Here is a 21,116-nt window from a genome sequence, read left to right on the forward strand (position 1 = left end):
GTATAATCTTTGGTGTATAGTTTTGTTTGCATAACTAAATTATACCAGGGTACGGGCTCCTTCGCGAGCCCGTATTCTCGTTATTAGACAAAAAAGGGCCGTGCAGGATGAACTAATCAACGTTCATTCTGCAACAGCCCCATTCCCAACTCTTAGCTCTGTTTCCCTCCGTGGGTTTCCACATCTTTGGCACCGTGCTGCCTGAGGATGGAGCTGGCGTCATTTGCTTTGTCATCGCTAGTCTCGATTACAGCCAAGACGCCTCCCTGCTTCAGGTTCTCTTCGTATTGGCGCCCCTTATCTTCGGGGATGCCCAGGTCAATCAAGCCCCCGGCCACACCCCCAGTCACCGCACCGGACAGGGCGCCGGCCAGCGGCCCCGCCGCCACAATGGGCCCGATGCCGGGGATGGCCAGGGCGCCAACACCAGCCAACAGGCCCGCCACGCCGCCCAGGGCCCCACCCCAGGTGGTTCCCTCGGCGATGGAATCGGTGCCGAACTCTCCCCCCGTTTCCATGTCGGTGCCGCCCCGACGGGCCTTCTCATCTTTGGCCACGATGGAGATCTCGTTGTCTTTGAACCCTTTATCTCTCAGTGCCTTAACCGCCTTTTCGGCCGTGGATATGTCACTGAAAACGCCAATGACAGTTGACAATAATGTTCCCCCTTTCCATGTCTTAGCTCTAGCTTACCCAAAGAAAGGGGGCTTATTCCAACTGCGTCCTTCCTGAATTTTCTTCATCACCGCACTGTAGTCCTCAGCCGTGGTCAGATCCACAATGATCAAATCCCGGCCGATCTTTTTGATGCCCCGCCAGGGGATGACAATGAGCTTGGGCCGGAACCAGCGGCTGCCGTAGGGAATCACGATAGACTGCACCTCACCGGTGCGCAGGTCAATGATCAAATCGGTGCGGTCCACAACCCCAAGCCGGATGCCCTCATCGATGCAGACGATCTCCTTGCCCGACAGTTCCGAGTAGCGCATACCACCACCTCGGCTTAGCATATGTGCACGCGCGAGGGGCTAGAACTGCCACCCCCAAGATAGTTTGAGCTGGGCCGGCTGGCCGAAGCTCGCGGTGAGGTTGCCCCCATCATATTCCCCCAGCTCCAGCTGTACATACTGCTTGGCCCTCTCCCAGCGCACCCTGAGGTAAGTGTGGGCTCGGTGCAGGAGGAAATCGTACTTCGCCACCAGGCGCCACTTCAGGGTCCTATCCAGCTGCACTTCGAGACGGGCGATCCTGCGCTTGGCATCGGCGCGCCAGCTCCAGCTCCCCGCCTCGGTTTCCCGGTCATGGCGCACCACTAGATTTACGGCATCAACCTGCCAGAGCAGACCCTCCCCGCTGTAGCGCAGCACCAGCGCCCGGGTGGGTTCCAGCCGCCACTGCACGCTGAAGTTTTCCCCTGCCCGGCAGGTGAAAGCCAGGCGGTTATAGCTGCGGGTCCCTGCCAGGTTGCCCTGGCGGCGCAGATCCACCTCCCCTTCCAGGGCGCCAAGGGGAAGCTTAAGTTCCAGTTCCCAGCCCCTACGGCCTGGAGGGTAGCGGTTGCTCTTCGCCAAAAGACTGGCAAAACCAGGTTCGATGCTCTGCCAGGTGAAGCTGCCCTGCAGGCCGCTGCCGCTTCTTTCCAGTACCACAACGGTGCCCCGGCTCGCCAAAGTGCCCTCCTGGACCCAGCCCGCGGCTGCCGCCGCGGCCCAAGGTCCCAGCGCGGCCTCAGCCTGCAGAACTGCCGCGGTACCCCCCTGGCCACCGCCGGCGAACTGCAGGTGCAGACCCCGGAAACCGAGGGGCCCCGCTTCCAGGAGCGCCTCTGCGAACAGCGCGCTGACGGGATCCCCGCTGCGCAGGGGTACAGCCTGCAGAAAACCGAAGGAAGCTTGGGGGCTTTCCAGGGTTAAGAAGGAACTGGCTGGGGAGCGGTTGTTTTTGCTGATTAAGCGGAAGAGATCAGAGGAGGTGTAGTGGTCTACATCTCGTCCAGCCCGCAGGAGAAAGGGGCCCAGGTCACCAAGTTCCAGCTGCCACCTGGGGCTAAGCTGGAAAGCCCCCTCAGAGCCGTACTCCCCCACCACACCGAGGCGCAGGTCTGTGGAATCCAGCTGGTGGTCAAAGGAAAGGTAAAAGCTCTGGGCAAACCCGTCGGGGGATAGAAAGCCGGAAACTTCTCCGCCCAAGCCCGCTGCGGAGGCTGCAGCTGTGGCGGCCAGGCAAAAAAGGACAAAAAAAGCTCCGCGCATGTACAAAGAACACTCTCCTTTGGACATCTCCCTGGGCGCGGAGTAACAGTATTATAACACAATCTTCTATTTGTTCCAAGCATACCCTTCCCGGTCAGTTCGGCCCTCCTGCCGGGCGAAATTCTCCTGGTTTTTGCGGATGTAGGCCCGGTACAGCTCTTCCGGCCCGATGCCGGCCTTCAGGCACATGCTGACAAAGAAGTGCAGCACATCCACGATCTCTTCCAGGAGCCGCTCGCGGTCGATCTCCTTGGGGTCTTTCCACCACTTGAAATTCACCTCATCCAAGATCTCCGCAAGCTCGGACATGATGGCCAGAACTTCCTTTTGAATCCAGACCTCCTGGCTGAAGTTGAGGCCCCGCTTTTCCACGACTGCCCGGTCAAAACGCTCCTGCAGATGGAAAATCTTCTTCAGCATATCTTTCTCCATGCGACATCCTCCCTCACATAGCGGCTGGGCCCCACAGCAGCCCAGCTCCAGCGCTCTGGATGGTACAGCTCCCGGGCCAGCTCCACAACCTGTGGATGCTGCACATCTTCAACCAAGCGAAGGACCACCTCCGGCGGCAGGGGACCGCCGTCGTAGATCTCTCCCTTGGCCAGCCGGGACATGCGGGTACTGGTGCTTTCCAAGGAGAGCAGCAGTCCGCTGCGCAGCTGCTGTTTGGACCTTTCCACCACCTCTTCCGTGATCAGCTGGGGAATATCTGTAAAGAGCCCCTGGAGCACATCCCAGACCCGGCCCCAGTTCCTGGGGGCGAAGCCCGCATAGACCCCGTAAAAGCCCACATCACTGTACAGGTCGTTGAAGGAATAGGTACTGTACACCAGGCCCAGCTCTTCCCGGAGCTTCTGGAAGAGCAGAGAACTGACCCCTCCGCCGATGATCACATCCAGAACCTGCAGGCGATACCTGCGCTCATCGCTGCGGGCAATGGCCGGGGCGCCCAGGCAGAGATGTACCTGCTCGATCTCTCTGTCCTGGAAGCGGCAGCTGCCCGCGGTGTACTGAGGCTTGCTAGCTGACACCCTGCCGCCCCGGGGCAGCTTGCCGAGGGCTTGGGCGAAAGCTTCCACCACCTCCCCATGGTGGATGTTGCCCACGCAGGCGATGACCAACCGGTCGGCGGTGTAGTGCTTGGCCACATACTCCCGCACCTTCTCCGCTGTGAACGCCTGAACGGTGGCCTCTGAGCCCAGGATGTTCTTACCCAGGGGATCTCCAGGCCAAAGCACCGCGGAGAAAAGGTCATGTACAAAGTCCTCTGGAGAGTCTTCGTACATGCGCAGCTCCTCTAGAACCACGTTTTTCTCCTTTTCCACATCCTCCGGCAGAAACAGGGAATTGAGCAGCATATCCTGGAGCAGCGCCGCGGCCGTGGAAAAGTGCTCGTCCAGCACTTTGAAATAGTAGCAGGTCTGCTCCTTTTCCGTGAAGGCATTGAGGTGACCGCCCCGCTGATCCATGATTTCCGCAATGTCCTGGGCCGAAAAGTTTGCGGTGCCCTTAAACATCATGTGCTCCACAAAGTGGGACATCCCCCACTCATGCGGCTCTTCCAGCCGGCTGCCCACTTCAAACCAAGCGCCTAAGGTTACCGAGCGCACATGGGGCAGGCGCTCGCTGATTATTCTAACCCCGTTGGGTAACACTGTCTTTTGGTACATGCCAGACCTCCACAGCACTGCCGTTCTTCACCAGCACGTGCTGTTCTTTCCACTGAAATTGGCGATATGAATATGATACCATAGATTCAGCACATCAGAAAGGGGGAGTGCCCTTTGAACCGAGGTGCCGTTGTGGCCATCTTATCCATGCTCTTTTATTTTTCATCCCTCTTGGGCGGACAGGCACCCCAGCCCGTGGAACCCCTGGTTCCCGCCGGACAGCAGCAGGCATTGGAAGTCCTGGGGCGCAGGGCGGAACTTGCCCTTGAGGCACTGACGGTGCGCGCCGCCCCCTTCGCAGAGGCACAGGCCCTGGGAGTAATCAAGCAAGATACCGAGCCCGTGGTCATCCTGGACAGGCAGGACGGATGGTACAGGATCCGCCCAAGCTCAGGACCGGTGGGCTGGGTTCCCGAATATGGGCTGAGACTGCTGAAGGAGGCCCCCAAAGAAGGGGGGCCCATGCTGCTGGGCCTTTATGAACCGGAGAGCCCCGCCTACGAGACGCTGCTGCAGCATTCCTCCCACCTCACCGCCCTCGCACCCCTGGGGTGGAGCCTGGGCAGTGGCGGGCAGATCACCGCGAACTTTGACCCTGTGGACATGGGCAGAAGCCTGTATTTCGCCGGCAATCAGGAGCTGCTCACCTTCGGGCACATCCAGGTACCGGCCAGCCCAACCCAGCTTCTGGCCAGTCCCCAGCTGAAGGAGCAAGCCCTCCGTGGGCTGGTCCAGCTCACGGAAGAGTGGGGCCTGAAGGGACTCCTTGTCCACCTGGCCTACACCCCAGGACCTGAACAGGCTGATCTTTTCGCCTTCCTCACTGCCCTCCGGGGAGAGCTGGCAGCCCGCGGGCGGCGCACCCTGATCAGCCTCCCCTGGCAGGAAGGCCTGGACTACGGCGCCGCAGGCCGCGGAGCCGACTTCCTTTTGCTCCACAGCTCCCCAGGTACCCAAGGCCCTGGCCCTCTGGCAGCCCTGCCGGAGCTGGAGGCCATGCTGGAAGCAGTTACCCAAACTGTAGACCCGGGGAAGATCATCCTCAGCCTGCCCACCTCCGGTCTAGATTGGACGCGGACAGGCACAGCCCAGGAAATCAGCCATGGAGAAGCGCTGGAGCTGGCGGCCCGGCACGGCGCGAAAATCCGCTGGGATGCCTCCTCCATGACCCCGTACTTCCACTACGGAAACGGCCGTGAAGTATGGTTTGAAAACCGCTACAGCTTGAAATACAAGTTGGAACTGGTGACCAAGTACCGCTTAGGCGGTGCAGCCCTCTCAGGTTTGGGCCAAGAAGACCCGGCGATCTGGCAAGGCGCTGCGGCGAATCTAATCGGCTAAGAGCTCGCTCACGGTGACACATTGAAAGCCCCGGGCCGCCAGGTGATCCAAGATCACCGGCAGCGCCTCCAGGGTAGGCTGTGTGGGATGCATGAGGATCAGGGCGCCATTGGCCAGCCCGCTGAGCACCCGGTCGATGATCTGGGTGGGAGCGGGCCGCTGCCAATCCACGGTGTCCACCGTCCACAGTACCGTTTTGTAGCCCATCTCCGCGGCCACCGCCACTGTCTGCTGCGTATAATCCCCCGCGGGAGGGGCGAAGACCTGGGGCCGCTGTCCTGTGGCCTCCAGGATCAAATCTTCCCCCTCCTGGATGAGCTGGGCCACCTCCCCGGGACTCATTTCCCCGGCTAAGCCGTGCCAGCCGCCGTGGTTGCCAATTTCATGTCCCCCCTCAGCTATGGCCTTGGCCAGCTGGGGGGCTTTTTCCACCCAGCGTCCGGTGAGAAACCAGGTCGCCGCGACATCGGCCTCGGCCAACACCTCCAAAAGGCCCGGGATGTACTCATCACCCCAGTCCACATTGAACATCAAAGCCACCCGCGGTTCGCTGGTGGGCCCGCGATAATAGGGGCGGAAGTGGGCCCGGGTGATGGAAGGGAGCACCACCACCGTCACCAGCCGCACCGCAGAGCGGGCCGGTGCCTCAAGCAGGGCGGCCACCGTGCTCTGCACATCCACCACCTGCCCCACAACTTCCGGCAGCACCTCACCCCGCTGCCAGTCCCAGCTGGCGTTGCTTGCTTCCACATAGAAGCTCTCCGCCAGGCTGGCCACCACATCATAGAGCTCCTCCTCCAGGAGCCCCTCCACCAGCTGCCCCTCTAAAGTGACCCCTGGCTTCACTCCGTACAGGGCCCGCTGGGCCGCCTCATAGACCACAGGGGCCAAAAAGAGCAGGGCTATGCCCACAATGATACCGGCGGTAAAGAGGAGGGCCCTCTTGGTGATGATCATGCCTAGCTGCCCCCTTTGCCGGGACGCTGGGTACCGGCGTGATCAATGTAATAATCCCCTTTGTGCAGCAGCTGGGAAACGGGCACTATTTCATAACCCTGGGCGAGCAGATCGGGGATCAGACGGCGAATAGCCCCAGGAGTACCTGGAGCTGCGTTGTGGAAAAGCACGATGGAGCCGGGTTTGATCTGACCCATAACCCGCTCGTAAATCTGGCTGCTGCTCAAGTTCTTCCAATCCAGGGAATCCACAGACCATTGGATGGTCTGGTAGCCTAAGGCGCTCGCCACGGAGATGACCTCGTTGGAGTACTCGCCAAAGGGGGGCCTGAAGAGGGTCGTTTTCTGCCCCGTGAGCTCGTGGATCAGATGCTCGTTCTTCTGCAGTTCAAAGGCAATGCCCTGCTCGCTGAGGGTGTTCATGTGGGGATGGGAGTAGCTGTGGTTGCCCAGTTCATGGCCTGCGGCGGCAATTTTCACCACATAGTCGGGATGCTTATCCACCCAACACCCTGCCAGGAAAAAAGTGGTTTTGATCCCGTGGTCCTGGAGGATCTCCAGGATCTCGTCCGTCAGGTCAGCACCCCAGGTGGCGTCAAAGGAAAAGGCCACCTTCTTTTCTGCCGTCTGCACGCTGTAAATGGGTACCAGCCGGCCCTTGGATAAAACACTGATGATCAAAGGCGCACGCAGCTGGGGAACCATGCTCAAAAAGGCCAGCATCAGCACCAGCAGCAGGTACCACCACCTGACCTTCACCACATAGACGCGCATGACCTCACCTCTAGGGCATTTTATTCACCTAGAGGGCGAAGTTATGATTCCCGATCCTCTTGATCACCTGTTTGGTTGCCCAGAACTCAGCGGACTGGGTGGTGTGGGGGTTGTAGAAAAACAGTGCCCCGCCCGTGGGATCTTCCCCAGCTAAGGCCCTGCGTACCGCTTCCACGCAGCTGGCATCGGCCTTCTTGGGCAGCTTGCCCTGCTCCACCGGGGTGAACTGCCCCGGCTGGTGCAGAACCTCCCAGACAGAATCGGGGTACCTGCTGGAGCGCACCCGGTTGAGGATCACCGCGGCCACCGCCACTTTGCCTTCGAAGGGTTCACCCCCCGCTTCAGCCTGAACCACCCGGGCCAGCAGTTCCACTTCCTCGCTAGTCACCGTGACAGTGCTGCCATCGTGGAGTACCAGTTTGGTCCCGCTCTGGGTGGTGGTGGGCAGACGCAGCCTGGTGCCCACCTGCAGTGTGGTGGGATCCTTGATTTTATTCAGCGAAGCCAACTCCTGCCAGGAAATGCCGTGGGCCAGGGCAATATCCCACAGGGTATCGCCTGGCTGCACTATGTGAACGGGGCCTGAATCCGCTTGGACCAGGCAGGAGGTGAGGGTCAGGCCCAGCAGGATCAAAACTAGATTGCGCATCATCTTTCTCCTTAATCGGTGAAGTCGGTAACACAATATTCCACATCAAAACCGCCAATCCTTCAGCGCCCTAACCGATCTAGGAAATCTAGGAAGCGGCTGCCCTCGATGACCCGTGAGAAGGAAATCCGTTCAGAAAGCAGGTTCAGCGCGGCTAAAGCCGCAAGGAGCACTGCCTTAACCGCCAGGGGTAAGTACCACGCGGCCATCAAGCCCAAGGCCGCTCCTAAAGGATTGGCTCCCGTATCACCCATCATGGCCTTGCGGGACAGATCCCAGGGCAGGTAACCCAAAACGGCACCACAGAGCACCTGGAGGGGTACAGGCCGCGGAGTGAAAAAGTGAAAAGGCAGGCTAAGCAGGAGAAACGCTTTGGCCGCCCGCCCGGGCCGCAGGTCCAAAAGGTTCAAGAAGTTGGCCCCCAGGGCCATGAGCCCGCCGTTGACCAGAAGCTCCAGCCAGCCGCTCTCCAGCAAACTGGCGGCAACCAGCGCGCTCACAGCCCCGCCTAAAGCCTTCAGGGCGCCGCTGGAAAGAACTCCACCGCGCAAGTGCCCCCGGAAGCCCTTCTGATCCGGGCTGCCCAAGGCATCATCAACCGCCCCCAAGGCGGCAAAGAGCAGGAGCAGTATGGCGCAGAGCAGTGGCTGCACGGCCCGCCCAGAGCGCAGGATCATCACCAGCACCGCGGGGAGCAAAAAGCTGTAGCCCAGCCCGGCGGGAACGGATTCGCCGCGGTAATTGCGGCTAGCCTGTTTTTTGTACAGGGGCAGAAGCAAAGGTACGACTAGATAGGCCAGGGCCGCCGCGGCTAGATTCCAGACCATCGATGCCACCCCTTCCGCCAGCAGTGCCAGAGGGCGCAAAGCACATGCACCATCTGGCGCCCCCGGTGCCAAAACCCCCGCAGGCCCCGGCCGTGGGCCCGGTGCCGCATGGGCAGGGGGACCTCTAGCACCCTGAAGCCGTGGTGCAGGGCGCCCACGGTAAGACTCACTTCCACGCCAAAACCACGGGCCAGCCCGCCCAGCTCCCGCAGGAGCTCCGCCCTGATGGCCCGCTGGCCCGAGAGGGGGCTGGTGACTTGCTGGCCCGTGAGCAGCCTCACCCCCAGGATAGCTGTGCGGCGCACCAGTCCAAAGCCCATCTTGCCTTCCGCGGACTGCCCGCCGGTAAAGGCAGCCACCGTCATGTCCGCCCGGCCTTCCAAGACGGGATCCAAAAGAGCCCTGGCCTGCCGGGCGCTCGTGCCCAAATCGGCATCTAGGAAAAGGTACACATCCCCCGCCGCCTGGGCCAACCCGTGTTCCAGGGCGGCTCCCTTCCCCTGGTTGCTGCTGAGATCGACAAGCTGGAGGCGTCCCGGTATCCGCCGCTGGAAGGTCCGCACCACCTCAGCGGTGGAATCGCCGGATCCATCGTTGACAACCACGATTTCCCCGACCTCCTCCAGGGAGCACACAGCCTCCAACGTCGCTGGGAGGCGGCTTTCTTCGTTGTAAGCCGGGATCAGCGCGACCACCTTCATGGGAATAACTTCTGGGCACTTTCCTGCAGGCCGTAGTGCCCCTCTAGGTCCGCGGACAGGGCCAAAAGCAAAGCGATCTCCCCGAAGCTGGTGTCAATGCTGTCCACCTGGAGGCTGGGGGGCAGCTCCGCAGCGGACGGCTTTAGCTCTCGACCCCAGACAAAGCTGAGGCGGGTTCCCGCGGCGGCCAGGGCCTGGACGATCTCCTGCTCCGTCTGGGAAAGCCTTTCGCTGGTCAGGGGAAAGATCACCGTCAGCCCTTCATGGAAATCCATCTGCCCCAGGCGCTCCAACCCCACCATCTCCACCTGGGCCCCAGCCTGTTCCAGTACCGAGGCCAAGGAGCTTTTCCCCTCCCCCACCACCACAACCGGCCGGCCCGTCAGCCGGTCCCGGGATATACTCTCTTTAAGCTCCAGCCAAGCCCGGCTGGACAGGTCCAGTTCCGCCTGGAGGGCAGCTAACTGGGCCCTGTTTTCCCGGAAGCGCTCCTCCAATTCGCTGATGAGCAGGGCCTGCTCTTCCACTAAAGAGTGATCTGGAAAGACAGCGCCTCCGATTAGGATGCCCAGAATGAGGCTGAAAAACACCGCGAGGAGCGATGCCACGTGGTAGCGGAAGCCCAAGTTCACCTAGAGCCACCCCGCAATCAGGCGCAGCTGCAGCCAAAGCAGGCGCAGGAAATGGCGCCAGGGAGAAGCTAAGCCCATAAAGAGCAGAATGGGGATCAAAGCCGCCAGCACCAGGGGCAGAGCCCCAAAGGCCGTCTTGGGCCGATAAAGATCGCTGACCTTCTTAGCATCCAGAAGGATGGGCCCGATTTTCAAGCGGGTCAGCAGGGTGGAAGCCATGCCCGGGCGCCCCTTCTCCAAGAAGTCGATCATATTGGAATGGGAACCCACCAGCACAATCAGCTCAGCCCCTTTGTCGTGGGCCAACAGCAGGGCCAGGTCTTCACTGGTACCCGGTGCGGCAACCACATGGAAGTCCAGGCCCAACCTGGTCAAACGCTGGGCACTGGGGCAGCGCCCGTCGGGATAGGCGTGGGCAACGAGCTGGGCTCCCGAGCGCAGGGCGACATCGGTTACGCTGTCCATGTCGCCGATGATAATGTGGGGCCGGTAGCCCGCCTGCAGCAGGGCATCTGCCCCCCCATCCACCCCCATGAGGATTGGTCCCGCCTCTTGGATAAAGGGAGCCAGAACCTGGAGATCTTGGCGGTAGCCCACTCCCCGGACCACCACCACCACCGCTTTGCCGCTGCAGTCCACCGGGAGGGGTGGAAATTCGATGCGCCCCAAGATCACATCCTTTTCCCGTGCCGCGTATTCCAAAGTGTTGCCCACGAACTTCTCCAGCTCCCTGGGGAGATTGAGCTTAGCAAGCTCGGCCCGCCTTTCAATCATGTGGCCGGTCACGATGGTGCCCACGGCGATCACCTGTCCATCCTTGAGGACCTTGCGGCCCTGGATCTCCACCAGATCGCCGTCCTGAAGGAGCTGGAAGATCTCCTCACCCACGCTGTCCAAAAGGGGTACACCGTGTTCGTGCAACAGGCGCGGTCCTAAGTTGGGGTAGCGGCAGGTCAAAGAAGCATGGGCATTGATCACCGCCGCAGCCCCCGCTTCCACCAACCCCGCGGCTGCCACCGCATCCAGATCTTCATGGGCGATCACCGCAATTTCCTGGGGCTGGAGCCGCGCCGCCAGCTCCTTGGTGCGCCTGCCCAGCCGAACCCTGCCCCGCATCCCACCACCTCCCGGCCACGAAAAAAGAGACGGTCTCTACCGTCTCTTAGTATGCGCTTCTACCAGCCTCTTTAGCCCTGGCCTTCCGCTGCTAAACCTACCAGGTTCACCATGGTACTGATGAACTCGGAGTTGGTGGGTTTGCCTCTATTGGCCTGGACATAGGGGAAGATCGCGTAGAGCTGGTCCAGATTGCCCTTGGCCCAGGCCGCTTCCAGGGCATAGCGCATGGCCCGCTCAACTTGGGCCCCGCTCACCCCAAAGCGCTCCCCAAGGGCGGGGTACAGATGCTGGGTGACCGCGTTGAGCCACTGGGGATGCAGCGAGGCCAGGTAGATGCCTTCGATCAGATAGCGGTAACCCTTGTAATGGGGAGGTATGCCCATCCGCTCGAAGTAGGCTGTGCAGATATCCTGCACGAGCTTGAAGGAAAGCTCCCGGGCGGGCGCCTCCACCGGAGACTGCAGCAGCTGCCTGATGCGCTTTTCCAGGACAACCACATCCACAGGGCGCAGGAGGAAATAATCCGCGCCCAGCTCGGCAGCCCTGGCCAGAAGCTCCTCCCCTGGGGGAGTGCTGGAAACCATGATCACTTTTGTCTCGTCCCGTTTCAAACTGCTCCTGATCTCCCTTAAGGCCTCCATGCCGCCCCGGGGCTGGCAGTACAGATCCAAGAGGATCACCTGGGGCTTGTTCCCTGCTACCGCCGGCCCGAGATCAGCTGCGCAGTCCAGGCCGCGGTAGATAAAGCCGTCTAACCTGCGGAAATAGGCGGCCACCTTGTCCCGAAAGGCCTGATCGCTATCTACCTGCACGACACGGATCACTCCGGGCCCCCCCTTTTACCCCACGCGCCCGGCCAGCAAAAAGGTCTTAGAAATCGGTGAATAATGGAAGTTCTTATCCAGGCGGAAATTCACGATTTCGCCCGTGGAAGCCATGTGAATGCGCGGCCCCGAGCACTTGAGTTTTTCCTGCCCGATGAGGATGGCATTCTCGTTGTAGACACTGATGGGTAAATCCTGCTGGATATATTCCAGTACGCGCCGCTCCACCTCCGCCAAGTCCACTTCGGGTTGGCGGGTAAACTCCACCACAAACCCGCGACGCACATCGCTATGGAAAGTGGGCGGTTCAATGCCCATCTGTTCCAGGACAATGCCCGTTAAGTCCTCGGCGCTGTGGGCCATCTTCCGGTACACCAAAGACTCATAGGCTTCCTCCGCAATCTCCGCGGGGAAGGGCCCGAAGAGGGTGGGAATGGTGACCACCACCTCTTCGCCAATACCGATGAGCATTTCCGCGTTGACGTTGAGCAGAGGATAGAGCAGCTCAAAATGCTCCACCACCACGCGGCGCCCAGCAGATATGGCCTTCTTGACGGCATCCGCCAGCTCCCAGAGGGGCGTGAAGGCCATCTCAAAGCGAACGTCCAGATGGTAAGTGTGCGTTCTGAAATGGTCGGCCTGGGCGTCCTCCAGGACCGGCAGCGGCCTCACGTTCACGCCATCGTCATCATTGGTGAGCACGAGTCCAGGGAACATGCCCCTGATGATCAGGGACTTGCCCGCCCCCGCATCACCGATGACGCCGATGAGCAGAGCTTCGGCATCGAGATACCGCTGGGCCACGATCTGCCCCAGGTGCATCAGGCGCTGGCGGCCCCGGGGCGCGTAGTAAACTGCTTTGACCAGCGTGGTGTAATGCATCTCACAACACCGCCTCAGCGTGCCGCGCCACGTGGCAGTTAATGTTTACAGCCACAGGCAGTCCGGCGATATGGGTGGGATAGGTTTCCACAAAGAGTGCTAAAGCTGTTTGGGTCCCCCCGAAGCCCTGTGGCCCCACTCCCGTTTTGTTCACCAGTTCCAAAAGCTCCTCTTCCAGCTTGGCGATGTGGGGCTGGGGATGCTTGGAACCAATCTCCCTGAGCACCGCTTGCTTGGCCAACAGCGCCGCCTTTTCCATGGTGCCCCCGATGCCCACGCCGATGATGATGGGCGGGCAGGGATTGCCCCCGGCTTCACTGACTGTCTTCACCACAAAATCCTTGATCCCCTGCACCCCGTCCGCGGGTTTGAGCATCTTCAGGGCCGACATGTTCTCACTGCCGAAGCCCTTAGGGGCCACAATCAGGCGCAGCTTGTCGCCTGCCACCAAGGACACATGGAGTACCGCCGGGGTGTTGTCCTTGGTGTTCACCCGCTGGATGGGATCGGCCACAACACTCTTGCGGAAGTAGCCTTCGTCGTAGGCCCGGCGCACCCCTTCGTTCACCGCATCACTGAGCAGACCGCCCTCAATGTGCACATCCTGCCCCACCTCGGCGAAGACCACCACCATGCCCGTATCCTGGCAAAGGGGCATCTTCTTCTCCCGGGCGATTTTGGCGTTCTGCAGAATCACATCCAAGATATTCTGCCCCAGGGGCGACTCCTCCTTCTGCTCCGCTGCCACCAAGGCCTGGTAGACGTCCATGGGCAGGTTGCAGTTGGCGTCCAGGCAGAGCTCCTTGACCTGGGCCACAATGTCCTCGTACCGGATTGTCCTCAACACCTATCCCCTACCTTGCTTTGCTTTTCAGTAAGGCCACCAGGCGGTTCATCTCGTTGGTGCAGATGGCCAAGCCCTCATCCACGCCCATACCGGGCTTAGACAAGATCTGCCGCGGCCGTGTGGCCACCGCCAGCTGCACGGTGATCTGCGCGGAGCGCTCAGTTTCGTTGCAGGTTCCGCCCAGATAGGGAATGATTCCGTGCTCATGGCAGTACAACACCGCCTCCACACTGTTGTTGATGCCGCCCAGATCCGGCGCCTTGATCTGGATCATATGCCCTGCTTTGGCTTGGGCAAACTCCTTGATATCCTCTAAGGTATTGCACCACTCATCGGCCACGAAGACCACGGGGATGTTGTGCTTGTCCACATATTCACGGAGTTCTGCCATCACCCGAATCTGCTCAGCCTTGGAGCCGCAGTCCACCGGCCCCTCAATGGCCAGGCGGTGGGGTGCCGCCAGTTCCGCGAGCTCCTGAACATAGTGGCCGATCTCCTCGATGTTGTCATCGAACGCTTCCCCGATGGTGCCGTACACATCAAATTGGAAATCAGGCAGGTAGTCCTCCCTTGGTTTAAGCTCCTGCACCCGGTTTTTCAGCCAGACCACATAATCCTTCAGGTGCTCGCCCTTCCGGCCCAGCTTGTTCACGTTGTTGAACAAGCCGTGGGGAAGTACATCCACCTGCTTGATGATCATGCGATCCGCGTTCAGCTTGCGGTCATCGCCGGTTTGGGCGAAGATCTTCACCCGCTCCGGGATGAGCTCCAGGCCGTATTCCTCCACAATGACCTCAGCCATGGTGAGGTGCTTGCTTCTGGCCACCGCATCCAGGATCGCCTGGGTCACTCCGTAGCGGATGGCCGTGTGCAGGGGCTTCCCTTCCCCGTTGGTGAGCTGGTCGATCTCTTCAGCCAGCTCACGGAAGGAGGTGAGCTTGCGCCCCACCAGCTTTGGTACAACGTATTCCTCAATCTGGGGTATATACCTATCGGCGAGGAAGAGGGGATCCCGCCCACCTGCGCCCGAATACTGAACCGCGGCGCAATCGCCATAGGCCACCTGACCGTCTTCCAGGACTAACTGAACCGACACGCTCTCCCCCGCTTGACGGATCTTGCTAAAGCCGGGGGTCATAGGCTCGCCTAGATATGCTATGCCGTTTTCTTGGTAGTTCCCCTGGCGAATAGCCCGCTGGTCATCGAAGTAAAACCCAGTAAGTCCCTTTGACAGTACGACATCCTTAATAAGCATGCCAACACTCCTTCTCCGAAATGGTTAATAGGTCAACTCCAGCAGCGGAGCGTGCTGCTGAGCCCCGTAGACATCGGTTTCCCCCAAGTCTCCGGAGGCCCGCGGCCGCACAATGGTGATCTTCACGGCATGGGCTGGCGCGAAATGGATAATGGAAAGCACCTGGCTCACGTCGATTTTGTACAGGGCAGCGATTTTTTCCTTCGTGATGCTGTGTCTGACCTGTTCGTAAGTTTCTGCATCGGGAAACATCAAGTCAAAAGTCAGTTCATAAGGACCTGCATTTTTGCTGCGGATAACCGAAGCAGCATCCTTCACGTAACGCATAGCTCACTCCTCTCTAATCTCCAGAGGGAACAGCCCCTTGGGGTCATCCACCTCCAGAAGATGGTAGATATTGAACCTGTACACCGCTCCCGTCGATGTATCCGAAGGCGAATAAGGAAAGGCCAGATTGCCCGCGGTTGACTTCCGGCCGGGATAACCATAGTGGAGCAGGGTGGAGCGGAAGAAGCTGCAGATGGTATCGGCCACCTCCTGGGTGGGCGCCACCGCTTCCATCACCAAGCCCAGTTCATGGGCGGGCTCGATCTGCGGTTCCAAACTGCCCATCACCCCGTTCTTTCCGTAGCAGTGGACATGGAGCTGGTAATCGCGGAGATCGCGGAAGTTGTCGGCAACCCTTTCTTTAACCGCGGCAATGATGTCATCGATCTGGCTGATCATGATGGGGTCCCGCACACCGGCTATGCTGATGGTGCGGTAGCCGACCTGACGGGCTCCTTCCAGCTTGAGATAGTACTTCTCCGTGGGCCTAAAGCGGGTGCCGGAAACCTTCACCTTCCCGCCGGGGAGCTCGGCAAACCGCGTCTCCCGCAGATCCAAAGTTCCACCGGGACCCGGAAGCTCATAGGGGTTGCTCTTCTCGTAGAGCGTGTGGGCGGCCACGGAAAGCTTGGTGCAGGTCCGCTCCGGACTTAGGGCTTCCAGAATAAAGGCATCTTCCTGCAGGTAGCCAAAGAGGCAGTCACTGCCGCTGCCGGGACTGGCCGCGATGGCAGCACATTCCAGGATCTTCCCCATATGCAGGGCGAGGGCCAGATCATAACCCTTAAGAACTGGCAGGGCGGCAAACACGGTGGGGTCATAGGCCCGGCCGGCCACGATGATCTGGGCCCCAGCTTCCAAGGCCTCCATGATGGGCTCTAACCCCATCTGGGCCACTATATGGGAACTGGCCAGGATTTCTTCCTCCGTGAGGGGACCCACGGGACCCAGGGGCTGGATTCTGCCCCGGCGCAGCTCCCTAAGGAGCAGCTCCCGATCCACATCGCTGTAGATCACCGCCAGCTTGGCCCGGACACCCAGTTCCTGGAGAATCTCCTTGATGATCTCCAGGGTCCAGTCCACATGGGGTTTGGCCCCGGAGCCTCCCGCCGTGCCGATAATCAGGGGGATGCCCCGCTCCAGGGCTGCTTTAACTAGGTAATGCAAATCTCTTTTCACCGGAGCACGCTGGGTGAAGGATTTACCGGCGCCCAGGTAATAGGGGCCGGGGTCGGTAGAACCAGCATCTACCGCAATCACGTGCGGATCCCGTTCCAATCCGGCCTGGAACGAGGACAGGGGAAAACCGTAGCCTAAAATGGCTGTGGGGGAAAGCACTCTCAGTTCACTCAATGCGCATCTCTCCTATCGGGGACGTCCCACTAATCTGCCTTGACCAACGGCGTAGATGTCGTCAATGACCATCTGGAAACTGGGGGCGCGCCGCTCCGCTTTGCCCCGCTCCGCCAGTTTGGCCCGGTGGAAATCCTGGATTTCCTTGGGGAAGGGCAGGTTGCCCCAGTGCAGGAAGCGCACCGCCCCCTCGTTGTCCCGGGCGGGCATGGTGCGGCCCAAATTGAAGGTGCTGGGGGCAAAGGGTACATCGATCACCCCTGCGGCAAAGGCCCTTACTGCGCCCAGGGCCCAGTCGCCCTCCCCGAGTTCCAGGGTCCGGTTTAAAATCGCCCGGGTCTCCTGCAGGATGATGTCCCGCTCCTCCGCCAGGCACGGGTTTTCCGGGAACACCTGATCCTGGAGCATGTTCAGCACCTGCTTGGTGGCCCGGATACCCTGGGCGTTTGCTTCCTTGGTGGGAATACCCAGGGCTTCATGGGTGGTTTTCACGATCACCTTCGTTGCTTTGCCCAAAGCGGCGGTGGCACTGCCCAGGGCGATGACACCATAGGCCTTGGCCTCGTCTTTGGGGAAGCCACCCATCCATTGGTGGAAGACGGTGGTGATTTCCACATCGTAGATGTTCTCCGCCCGCAGGTATTCTTCAGCCAAGATGGTCAGGGTCTGGAGGGCGGCCACATCCTGGATCACGTTGCCGCACTGGCCGTAGCCTAAGGTGATGTTCTTCACTCCCTGCTTAGCCGCGAGTACCGCCTCGATCACAGCCACCGCATGGGAGATGCAGGGCGCGACCAGGGTACCTGTGAGGGGGCCGAAGGGCTCGCGATTGATGGTCACCCCTTGCTCTTCATAAAAGCCCACTAAGCGGTCCACATACTGCCAGTGGCGGATACTTTCCTCCAAGGGGACCCGTTTGGCATAGGGGATGTTGTAGGAGATGCCTCCCCCTTCGAAGGCGGTAAAGCCCGCGGCGAGGGTGATTTCCGCCAGCAGCCGGGCATCGGGGGTGCCGTGGCGAACCTGGAGGGGGCGGGAGACGCTTTCCACCAAACGCCGGCAGCTGGCCACCCCATGATTGACCGCGGGGAATCCGTTGAGGAGTGACCTCCCCTCCCGCACGCTTTCCGCCAAGGCCTTTTCCGCTTCCTCATAGCGGTTCTGCCTGGTGTAGGAGTCTATGGTAGTGGGCAGAAGATCCGCTTCGCCCTCATCCTGCAGGTATAAAAGCAGCTGCAGGTGGCTGTTGAGGTCCGCGACCCCCGCCCTGGGCTGCGCCAGGGTTCTGCCTTCGGTCTTGGCCCGGCTCAGGCACTGGGCGAAGTTCAAATCTGCCGGCAGCTGTTTATGGAATGCCACGGCCTCGTCCACATCCACATCTTGGCCCGTGGGCCAGCTGACCAGCACCTGCTGCCTTTCCTCCTGCAGTTCATTCCAATCTAGTTTGTCATGCGTGAGCCGCTCACCCAACGATGGTTCCCTCCCCGCAAAGCTTGTAGTTGCTCAATGAGTTCTTCAAGATCTCCAGTGCAGCCTCCGGTTCCTCCTGGGCCAAAAGACCCATGGCTGCTAAGATGTAATCTCCATCCAGGTAAAACTCTGGACGCTCAGGCCGCAGTTCCAAAGGGGCATCGGCCTGTTTCCCGGCTCCTTCCAGCGCCGCTAAGGGATCGTCGCTTTTCACCAAAACGCCTCCTGTGCCGATAACCGTGGTCACCTGGGAAAGGTCCTTGCCTTCCTGCACCCAAACCAAACCCGCCGGAGTGTAAAGCTCGGAGAGATGGCCCACATGCCTGCCCACCGCGTGCCTCACCGCCTGCCGGGCCAGGGCCCGGTCGAAAGCAGCCTCCGCCTGGTTTTGAGGAAGAACCTCCGGCTGGCTGTGCAGAAGCTGGGCCCTGCTTTCCACTTCTTCCCGGGTCCAACGGGTCTCCTGGACCAGGGCGTCCACACCCACCGCCTCCAGGAGGGACAGCACGCTCACCCTCACCCCCAGATCCCCTTCCACAGTGCGTTTGGCAAAGGGTTCCGGCAGCCCCCGCAGGACAACCCCGGCCCGGCTGGGCAGACCTGTCCCCAGGGAATGGACATCGGTGGTGGCACCCCCCACATCGACGATAATCAGATCGCCCCAACCTGGGTTGGCGGCCGTGCCTTCGCTCAGAAGCTGCCCGGCCCGGAGCACCGCCGCAGGCGTGGGCATGAAGATGCCGTCGATCCAGCGCTCCGCCTTATCTAAACCTTTGGCATAGATGATCTTCTCCATGAACACCCGGCGGATCACTTCCCGGGCAGGGTCCACCTGGAGCTTGCCGATCTGAGGCATGACGTTCGGCGCTATATAAGTGCTGAACTCTTCGGGAAAACAGGCAGCCACTTCCTTGGCCACCGAGCGATTGCCAGCGATGACCACAGGCAGCGGCTGGGGCAAGCTGGCCAGCACCCGGGCGTTGTGGAGAATGTTCTCGCTGTTGCCTCCATCTGTGCCTCCAGCCAAGAGGATGATATCGGGCCCCAGTTCAATGATCTCTTCCCGATCCGCCTCGGTCAGCTGAAAGGAATAGGTGTTCAAAACCCGCGCCCCTGCTCCCAAGGCCGCCAGTTTAGCGGCTTTAGCCGTCAGATCCTGGACCAGGCCGATGGCCACCATGCGCAGGCCCCCCGCGGCACTGGAACAGGCCAGCTTCCTGGCCTGGCGCAGCTCTTCTGCGGTGAGCCCCAGCCCCTGCAGGGCATTTTTCAGACCGATGCTCACGTCTTGGATAGTGGTGGGCGCGCTGGATTGGGCCAGAATCCTTGCTTGGCCGGTGTCCACCGCCGTCACTTTAGTAAAGGTGCTGCCGATATCAACCAAAACCAGCGTCCGGTTCATGAAAAACCCCCCAACTACATACCCAGGTCTTCCCGCAGTGTGGGAATGAAATCCTCAGGCAGTGTACTGGGAGGATACACCCTATCAAAGCCCAGCTGTTTGAACTTGGCCTCCACTTCGGACCAATCCTGATTTCCCACTACCAGGTAGCCACCGATATACATTAAAATATCGCCGATACCGGCTTCGATCAGTGCTTCCCTAAGACCCCTGGCATCGATCTCCGCATGACCGTATAGGGACGAGACCAAAATTGCATCCGCGTTCGTCTCCAGGGCGGCTTCTACGAATTCCTTTTGCGAAACCAGTACTCCTAGGTTGACTACGTTGAATCCCGCTTCGGTAAGGGCGATTTCCAAAATCTTATTACCGACAGCGTGTACATCAGCGCCTATAACGCCCAATACAAGCGTCTTTGCCTCCATTCGCCTCTCTCCCTATTAACTATACGTAAATAAAATGTGCCTACGTAAGTTCTTCTCTATGGGCACAAAAAAACCTCCCGCGAAGACGCTTGTTTCGCGGGATTTTGTTCACTCAGGCCTAACCCTGCCTCATAGACCATCCATTCGGCAAAACTGGCGTACCCCTTTGTGGGATTATTCACAAAAACGTGGGTGATCACCCCCACAAGCATGCCGTTTTGCACCAGGGGACTTCCGGACATCCCTTGGACGATGCCACCTGTGAGCCGCAGCAGCCGCTCGTCGGTAACCTCAACCACCATCCCCTTTTCTGCGGGTTTGGTCTGGTTCACCACCTTGATGATCTCCACCTCAAACCGCTCGATGTTGGTGCCCTCCACCACGGTGTACATCTGCGCGGGCCCGGCCCTCACCTGGTGGGCAAAGGCCACGGGAATCGGCTGCGGGAAGGAGCTGCGGGCCTGGGAGCCCACCAGCTGACCGTAAATCCCTAAGCTGCTGTTGGAATCGATGATGCCCAAAATATTCTGCTCCCCGTGGAAGAACCCCACCTTTTCACCGGGCGTGCCCCTGCTGCCGTAGCGGATGGAATCGATGGAGGCCTCCACGATGGTCCCCTCATCGATCTGCACAGGCCGTCCCAAGCTGTCGGTGATGGTATGGCCCAGCGCCCCGAAGCGCCCCGTCTCGGGATGGAAGAAACTCAAGGTGCCCACTCCAGCCGCGGGATCTTCCAGGAGGATGCCTAAAAGGTACTGATGGGAACCCTGGCCGAAAATGTTGGTCTGCCAGGTCTTGGCAGGCTCCACAGCGATGGTCAGGATGCGGTCGCCCCGCTTCACCTCCAGCTGCAGAAAGCGCTTTTCCTGGGCCAGGGCGTTGATCAGCTGGCTCACCAGTTCAGGTCGGCGGGTGGGATAGCCCTCGATGGACAGGAGAATGTCCCCCGCCCTAATGCCGGCTTCCCGGGCCGGTGAGCGCTCCTTTCCCTCCAGGTCCACCACAGCGCCCAATTCGCTGATGACCAGGCCCTCGGAGTTGAGCAGCACGCCAATGGACTGCCCGCCGGGGAAGACCTCCACCAGGGGGACAACATCCACCACCAAGTTGGTCACCGGCAGCCAGCCAAACAAGCTGACCCGATAGACCCGGCTGCCTAAGCTTTCTGTGTCAAAAAAGCCGGTTACTTCCCGGCCATCTTGATCTTGGATGCGAAAGGGAGGTTTGAGGTCCACAGGCAGCTCCATGCCAGGGAAAACCCTGAGCTGCCGGGGTATACCCACTGCCGAGACCCAGTAGGGAACTGTGGAGAGCAAGAGCACGCAGGCCAAAACCAAAGTCACAACTACTCTGAGTAAAACTTTCCTCACAAAGCCACCTACCCCCTACATGCAGTTCATGGGTGTAGGT

The 21,116-nt window shown here is 60.3% G+C and carries 23 protein-coding genes; 1 reads left to right on the forward strand and 22 read right to left on the reverse strand.

From position 1 onward, the window contains the following. Positions 1–152: 152 nt before the first annotated feature. The 5 genes from ACE4YL_RS05305 to ACE4YL_RS05325 are packed head-to-tail and all read right to left on the reverse strand — an operon-like array spanning position 153 to position 3,922. Positions 153–656 carry a general stress protein gene (locus ACE4YL_RS05305; RefSeq protein ID WP_461358957.1) on the reverse strand — a complete coding sequence of 168 codons (504 nt, stop codon included), beginning with the start codon at positions 654–656 and terminating at the stop codon, positions 153–155. Positions 657–689: 33 nt separating this feature from the next. Then, positions 690–989 carry a YlmC/YmxH family sporulation protein gene (locus tag ACE4YL_RS05310; protein WP_461358956.1) on the reverse strand — a complete coding sequence of 100 codons (300 nt, stop codon included), beginning with the start codon at positions 987–989 and terminating at the stop codon, positions 690–692. A 39-nt stretch (positions 990–1,028) separates the two neighbouring features. Further along, positions 1,029–2,258, reverse strand: coding sequence for a hypothetical protein (locus ACE4YL_RS05315; RefSeq protein ID WP_461360194.1), 1,230 nt, complete (start codon positions 2,256–2,258; stop codon positions 1,029–1,031). A 60-nt stretch (positions 2,259–2,318) separates the two neighbouring features. After that, a complete protein-coding gene (locus tag ACE4YL_RS05320) occupies positions 2,319–2,684 on the reverse strand; it encodes a dUTPase (RefSeq protein WP_461358954.1) in 366 nt (121 codons plus the stop codon). Next, positions 2,666–3,922, reverse strand: coding sequence for a M16 family metallopeptidase (locus ACE4YL_RS05325; protein WP_461369344.1), 1,257 nt, complete (start codon positions 3,920–3,922; stop codon positions 2,666–2,668). The genes ACE4YL_RS05320 and ACE4YL_RS05325 overlap by 19 nt, the downstream gene beginning before the upstream one ends. A 114-nt stretch (positions 3,923–4,036) precedes the next feature. Here ACE4YL_RS05325 and ACE4YL_RS05330 point away from each other — a divergent pair, with 114 nt between their 5' ends. Continuing rightward, entirely contained in the window at positions 4,037–5,263 is a 1,227-nt protein-coding gene (locus ACE4YL_RS05330) for a glycosyl hydrolase family 18 protein (protein WP_461360196.1), read from the forward strand. Here the strand turns inward: ACE4YL_RS05330 and ACE4YL_RS05335 are convergent. The 17 genes from ACE4YL_RS05335 to spoIVB form a co-directional block, all read right to left on the reverse strand. Next, positions 5,252–6,220 (reverse strand): polysaccharide deacetylase family protein, encoded by a 969-nt coding sequence (locus ACE4YL_RS05335; RefSeq protein WP_461358951.1) that lies wholly within the window; start codon positions 6,218–6,220, stop codon positions 5,252–5,254. The two genes, ACE4YL_RS05330 and ACE4YL_RS05335, sit on opposite strands and share 12 nt — an antisense overlap. A gap of 2 nt (positions 6,221–6,222) precedes the next feature. Further along, positions 6,223–6,993, reverse strand: coding sequence for a polysaccharide deacetylase family protein (locus ACE4YL_RS05340; protein ID WP_461358950.1), 771 nt, complete (start codon positions 6,991–6,993; stop codon positions 6,223–6,225). A gap of 28 nt (positions 6,994–7,021) precedes the next feature. After that, complete coding sequence (locus ACE4YL_RS05345; RefSeq protein WP_461358949.1) at positions 7,022–7,642, reverse strand: cell wall hydrolase; 621 nt, start codon at positions 7,640–7,642, stop codon at positions 7,022–7,024. 62 nt (positions 7,643–7,704) lie between these two features. Next, complete coding sequence (locus tag ACE4YL_RS05350) at positions 7,705–8,469, reverse strand: hypothetical protein (RefSeq protein ID WP_461358948.1); 765 nt, start codon at positions 8,467–8,469, stop codon at positions 7,705–7,707. After that, a complete protein-coding gene (locus ACE4YL_RS05355; RefSeq protein ID WP_461358947.1) occupies positions 8,454–9,170 on the reverse strand; it encodes a glycosyltransferase family 2 protein in 717 nt (238 codons plus the stop codon). Before ACE4YL_RS05355 ends, ACE4YL_RS05350 begins: the two co-directional genes overlap by 16 nt. Further along, a complete protein-coding gene (locus ACE4YL_RS05360) occupies positions 9,167–9,802 on the reverse strand; it encodes a copper transporter (protein WP_461360198.1) in 636 nt (211 codons plus the stop codon). The genes ACE4YL_RS05355 and ACE4YL_RS05360 overlap by 4 nt, the downstream gene beginning before the upstream one ends. Then, entirely contained in the window at positions 9,803–10,918 is a 1,116-nt protein-coding gene (gene steA / locus ACE4YL_RS05365; protein ID WP_461360199.1) for a putative cytokinetic ring protein SteA, read from the reverse strand. It lies immediately after the preceding gene. 71 nt (positions 10,919–10,989) lie between these two features. Then, positions 10,990–11,745 (reverse strand): sporulation initiation factor Spo0A C-terminal domain-containing protein, encoded by a 756-nt coding sequence (locus ACE4YL_RS05370; protein WP_461369345.1) that lies wholly within the window; start codon positions 11,743–11,745, stop codon positions 10,990–10,992. Positions 11,746–11,760: 15 nt separating this feature from the next. After that, positions 11,761–12,627: an alanine-tRNA synthetase second additional domain-containing protein gene (locus ACE4YL_RS05375; protein ID WP_461358943.1), complete on the reverse strand. Its 867-nt coding sequence runs from the start codon at positions 12,625–12,627 to the stop codon at positions 11,761–11,763. A 1-nt stretch (position 12,628) separates the two neighbouring features. Next, positions 12,629–13,471, reverse strand: a complete 843-nt coding sequence (locus tag ACE4YL_RS05380; RefSeq protein WP_461358958.1) for a fumarate hydratase — start codon at positions 13,469–13,471, stop codon at positions 12,629–12,631. Between the two features lie 10 nt (positions 13,472–13,481). Then, complete coding sequence (locus tag ACE4YL_RS05385; protein ID WP_461360201.1) at positions 13,482–14,729, reverse strand: methylaspartate ammonia-lyase; 1,248 nt, start codon at positions 14,727–14,729, stop codon at positions 13,482–13,484. Between the two features lie 24 nt (positions 14,730–14,753). Beyond that, positions 14,754–15,056: a DUF4387 domain-containing protein gene (locus ACE4YL_RS05390; RefSeq protein ID WP_461358941.1), complete on the reverse strand. Its 303-nt coding sequence runs from the start codon at positions 15,054–15,056 to the stop codon at positions 14,754–14,756. 3 nt (positions 15,057–15,059) lie between these two features. Next, complete coding sequence (locus ACE4YL_RS05395; RefSeq protein WP_461360202.1) at positions 15,060–16,409, reverse strand: acyclic terpene utilization AtuA family protein; 1,350 nt, start codon at positions 16,407–16,409, stop codon at positions 15,060–15,062. 12 nt (positions 16,410–16,421) lie between these two features. Continuing rightward, positions 16,422–17,879, reverse strand: a complete 1,458-nt coding sequence (locus ACE4YL_RS05400) for a methylaspartate mutase subunit E (protein WP_461358939.1) — start codon at positions 17,877–17,879, stop codon at positions 16,422–16,424. After that, positions 17,872–19,281: a methylaspartate mutase accessory protein GlmL gene (gene glmL / locus ACE4YL_RS05405; RefSeq protein WP_461358938.1), complete on the reverse strand. Its 1,410-nt coding sequence runs from the start codon at positions 19,279–19,281 to the stop codon at positions 17,872–17,874. The genes ACE4YL_RS05400 and glmL overlap by 8 nt, the downstream gene beginning before the upstream one ends. A 14-nt stretch (positions 19,282–19,295) precedes the next feature. Beyond that, the gene (gene glmS, locus ACE4YL_RS05410; protein ID WP_461358937.1) at positions 19,296–19,706 is read right to left on the reverse strand and encodes a methylaspartate mutase subunit S; all 411 of its coding nucleotides are present in this window, start codon (positions 19,704–19,706) and stop codon (positions 19,296–19,298) included. Between the two features lie 56 nt (positions 19,707–19,762). Then, positions 19,763–21,076, reverse strand: coding sequence for a SpoIVB peptidase (spoIVB, locus tag ACE4YL_RS05415; RefSeq protein WP_461358936.1), 1,314 nt, complete (start codon positions 21,074–21,076; stop codon positions 19,763–19,765). Between the last annotated feature and the right edge of the window lie 40 nt (positions 21,077–21,116).

The organism is Candidatus Darwinibacter acetoxidans, assembly GCF_041936445.1.
Classification (GTDB): Bacteria; Bacillota; Limnochordia; order Darwinibacteriales; family Darwinibacteriaceae; genus DTU010.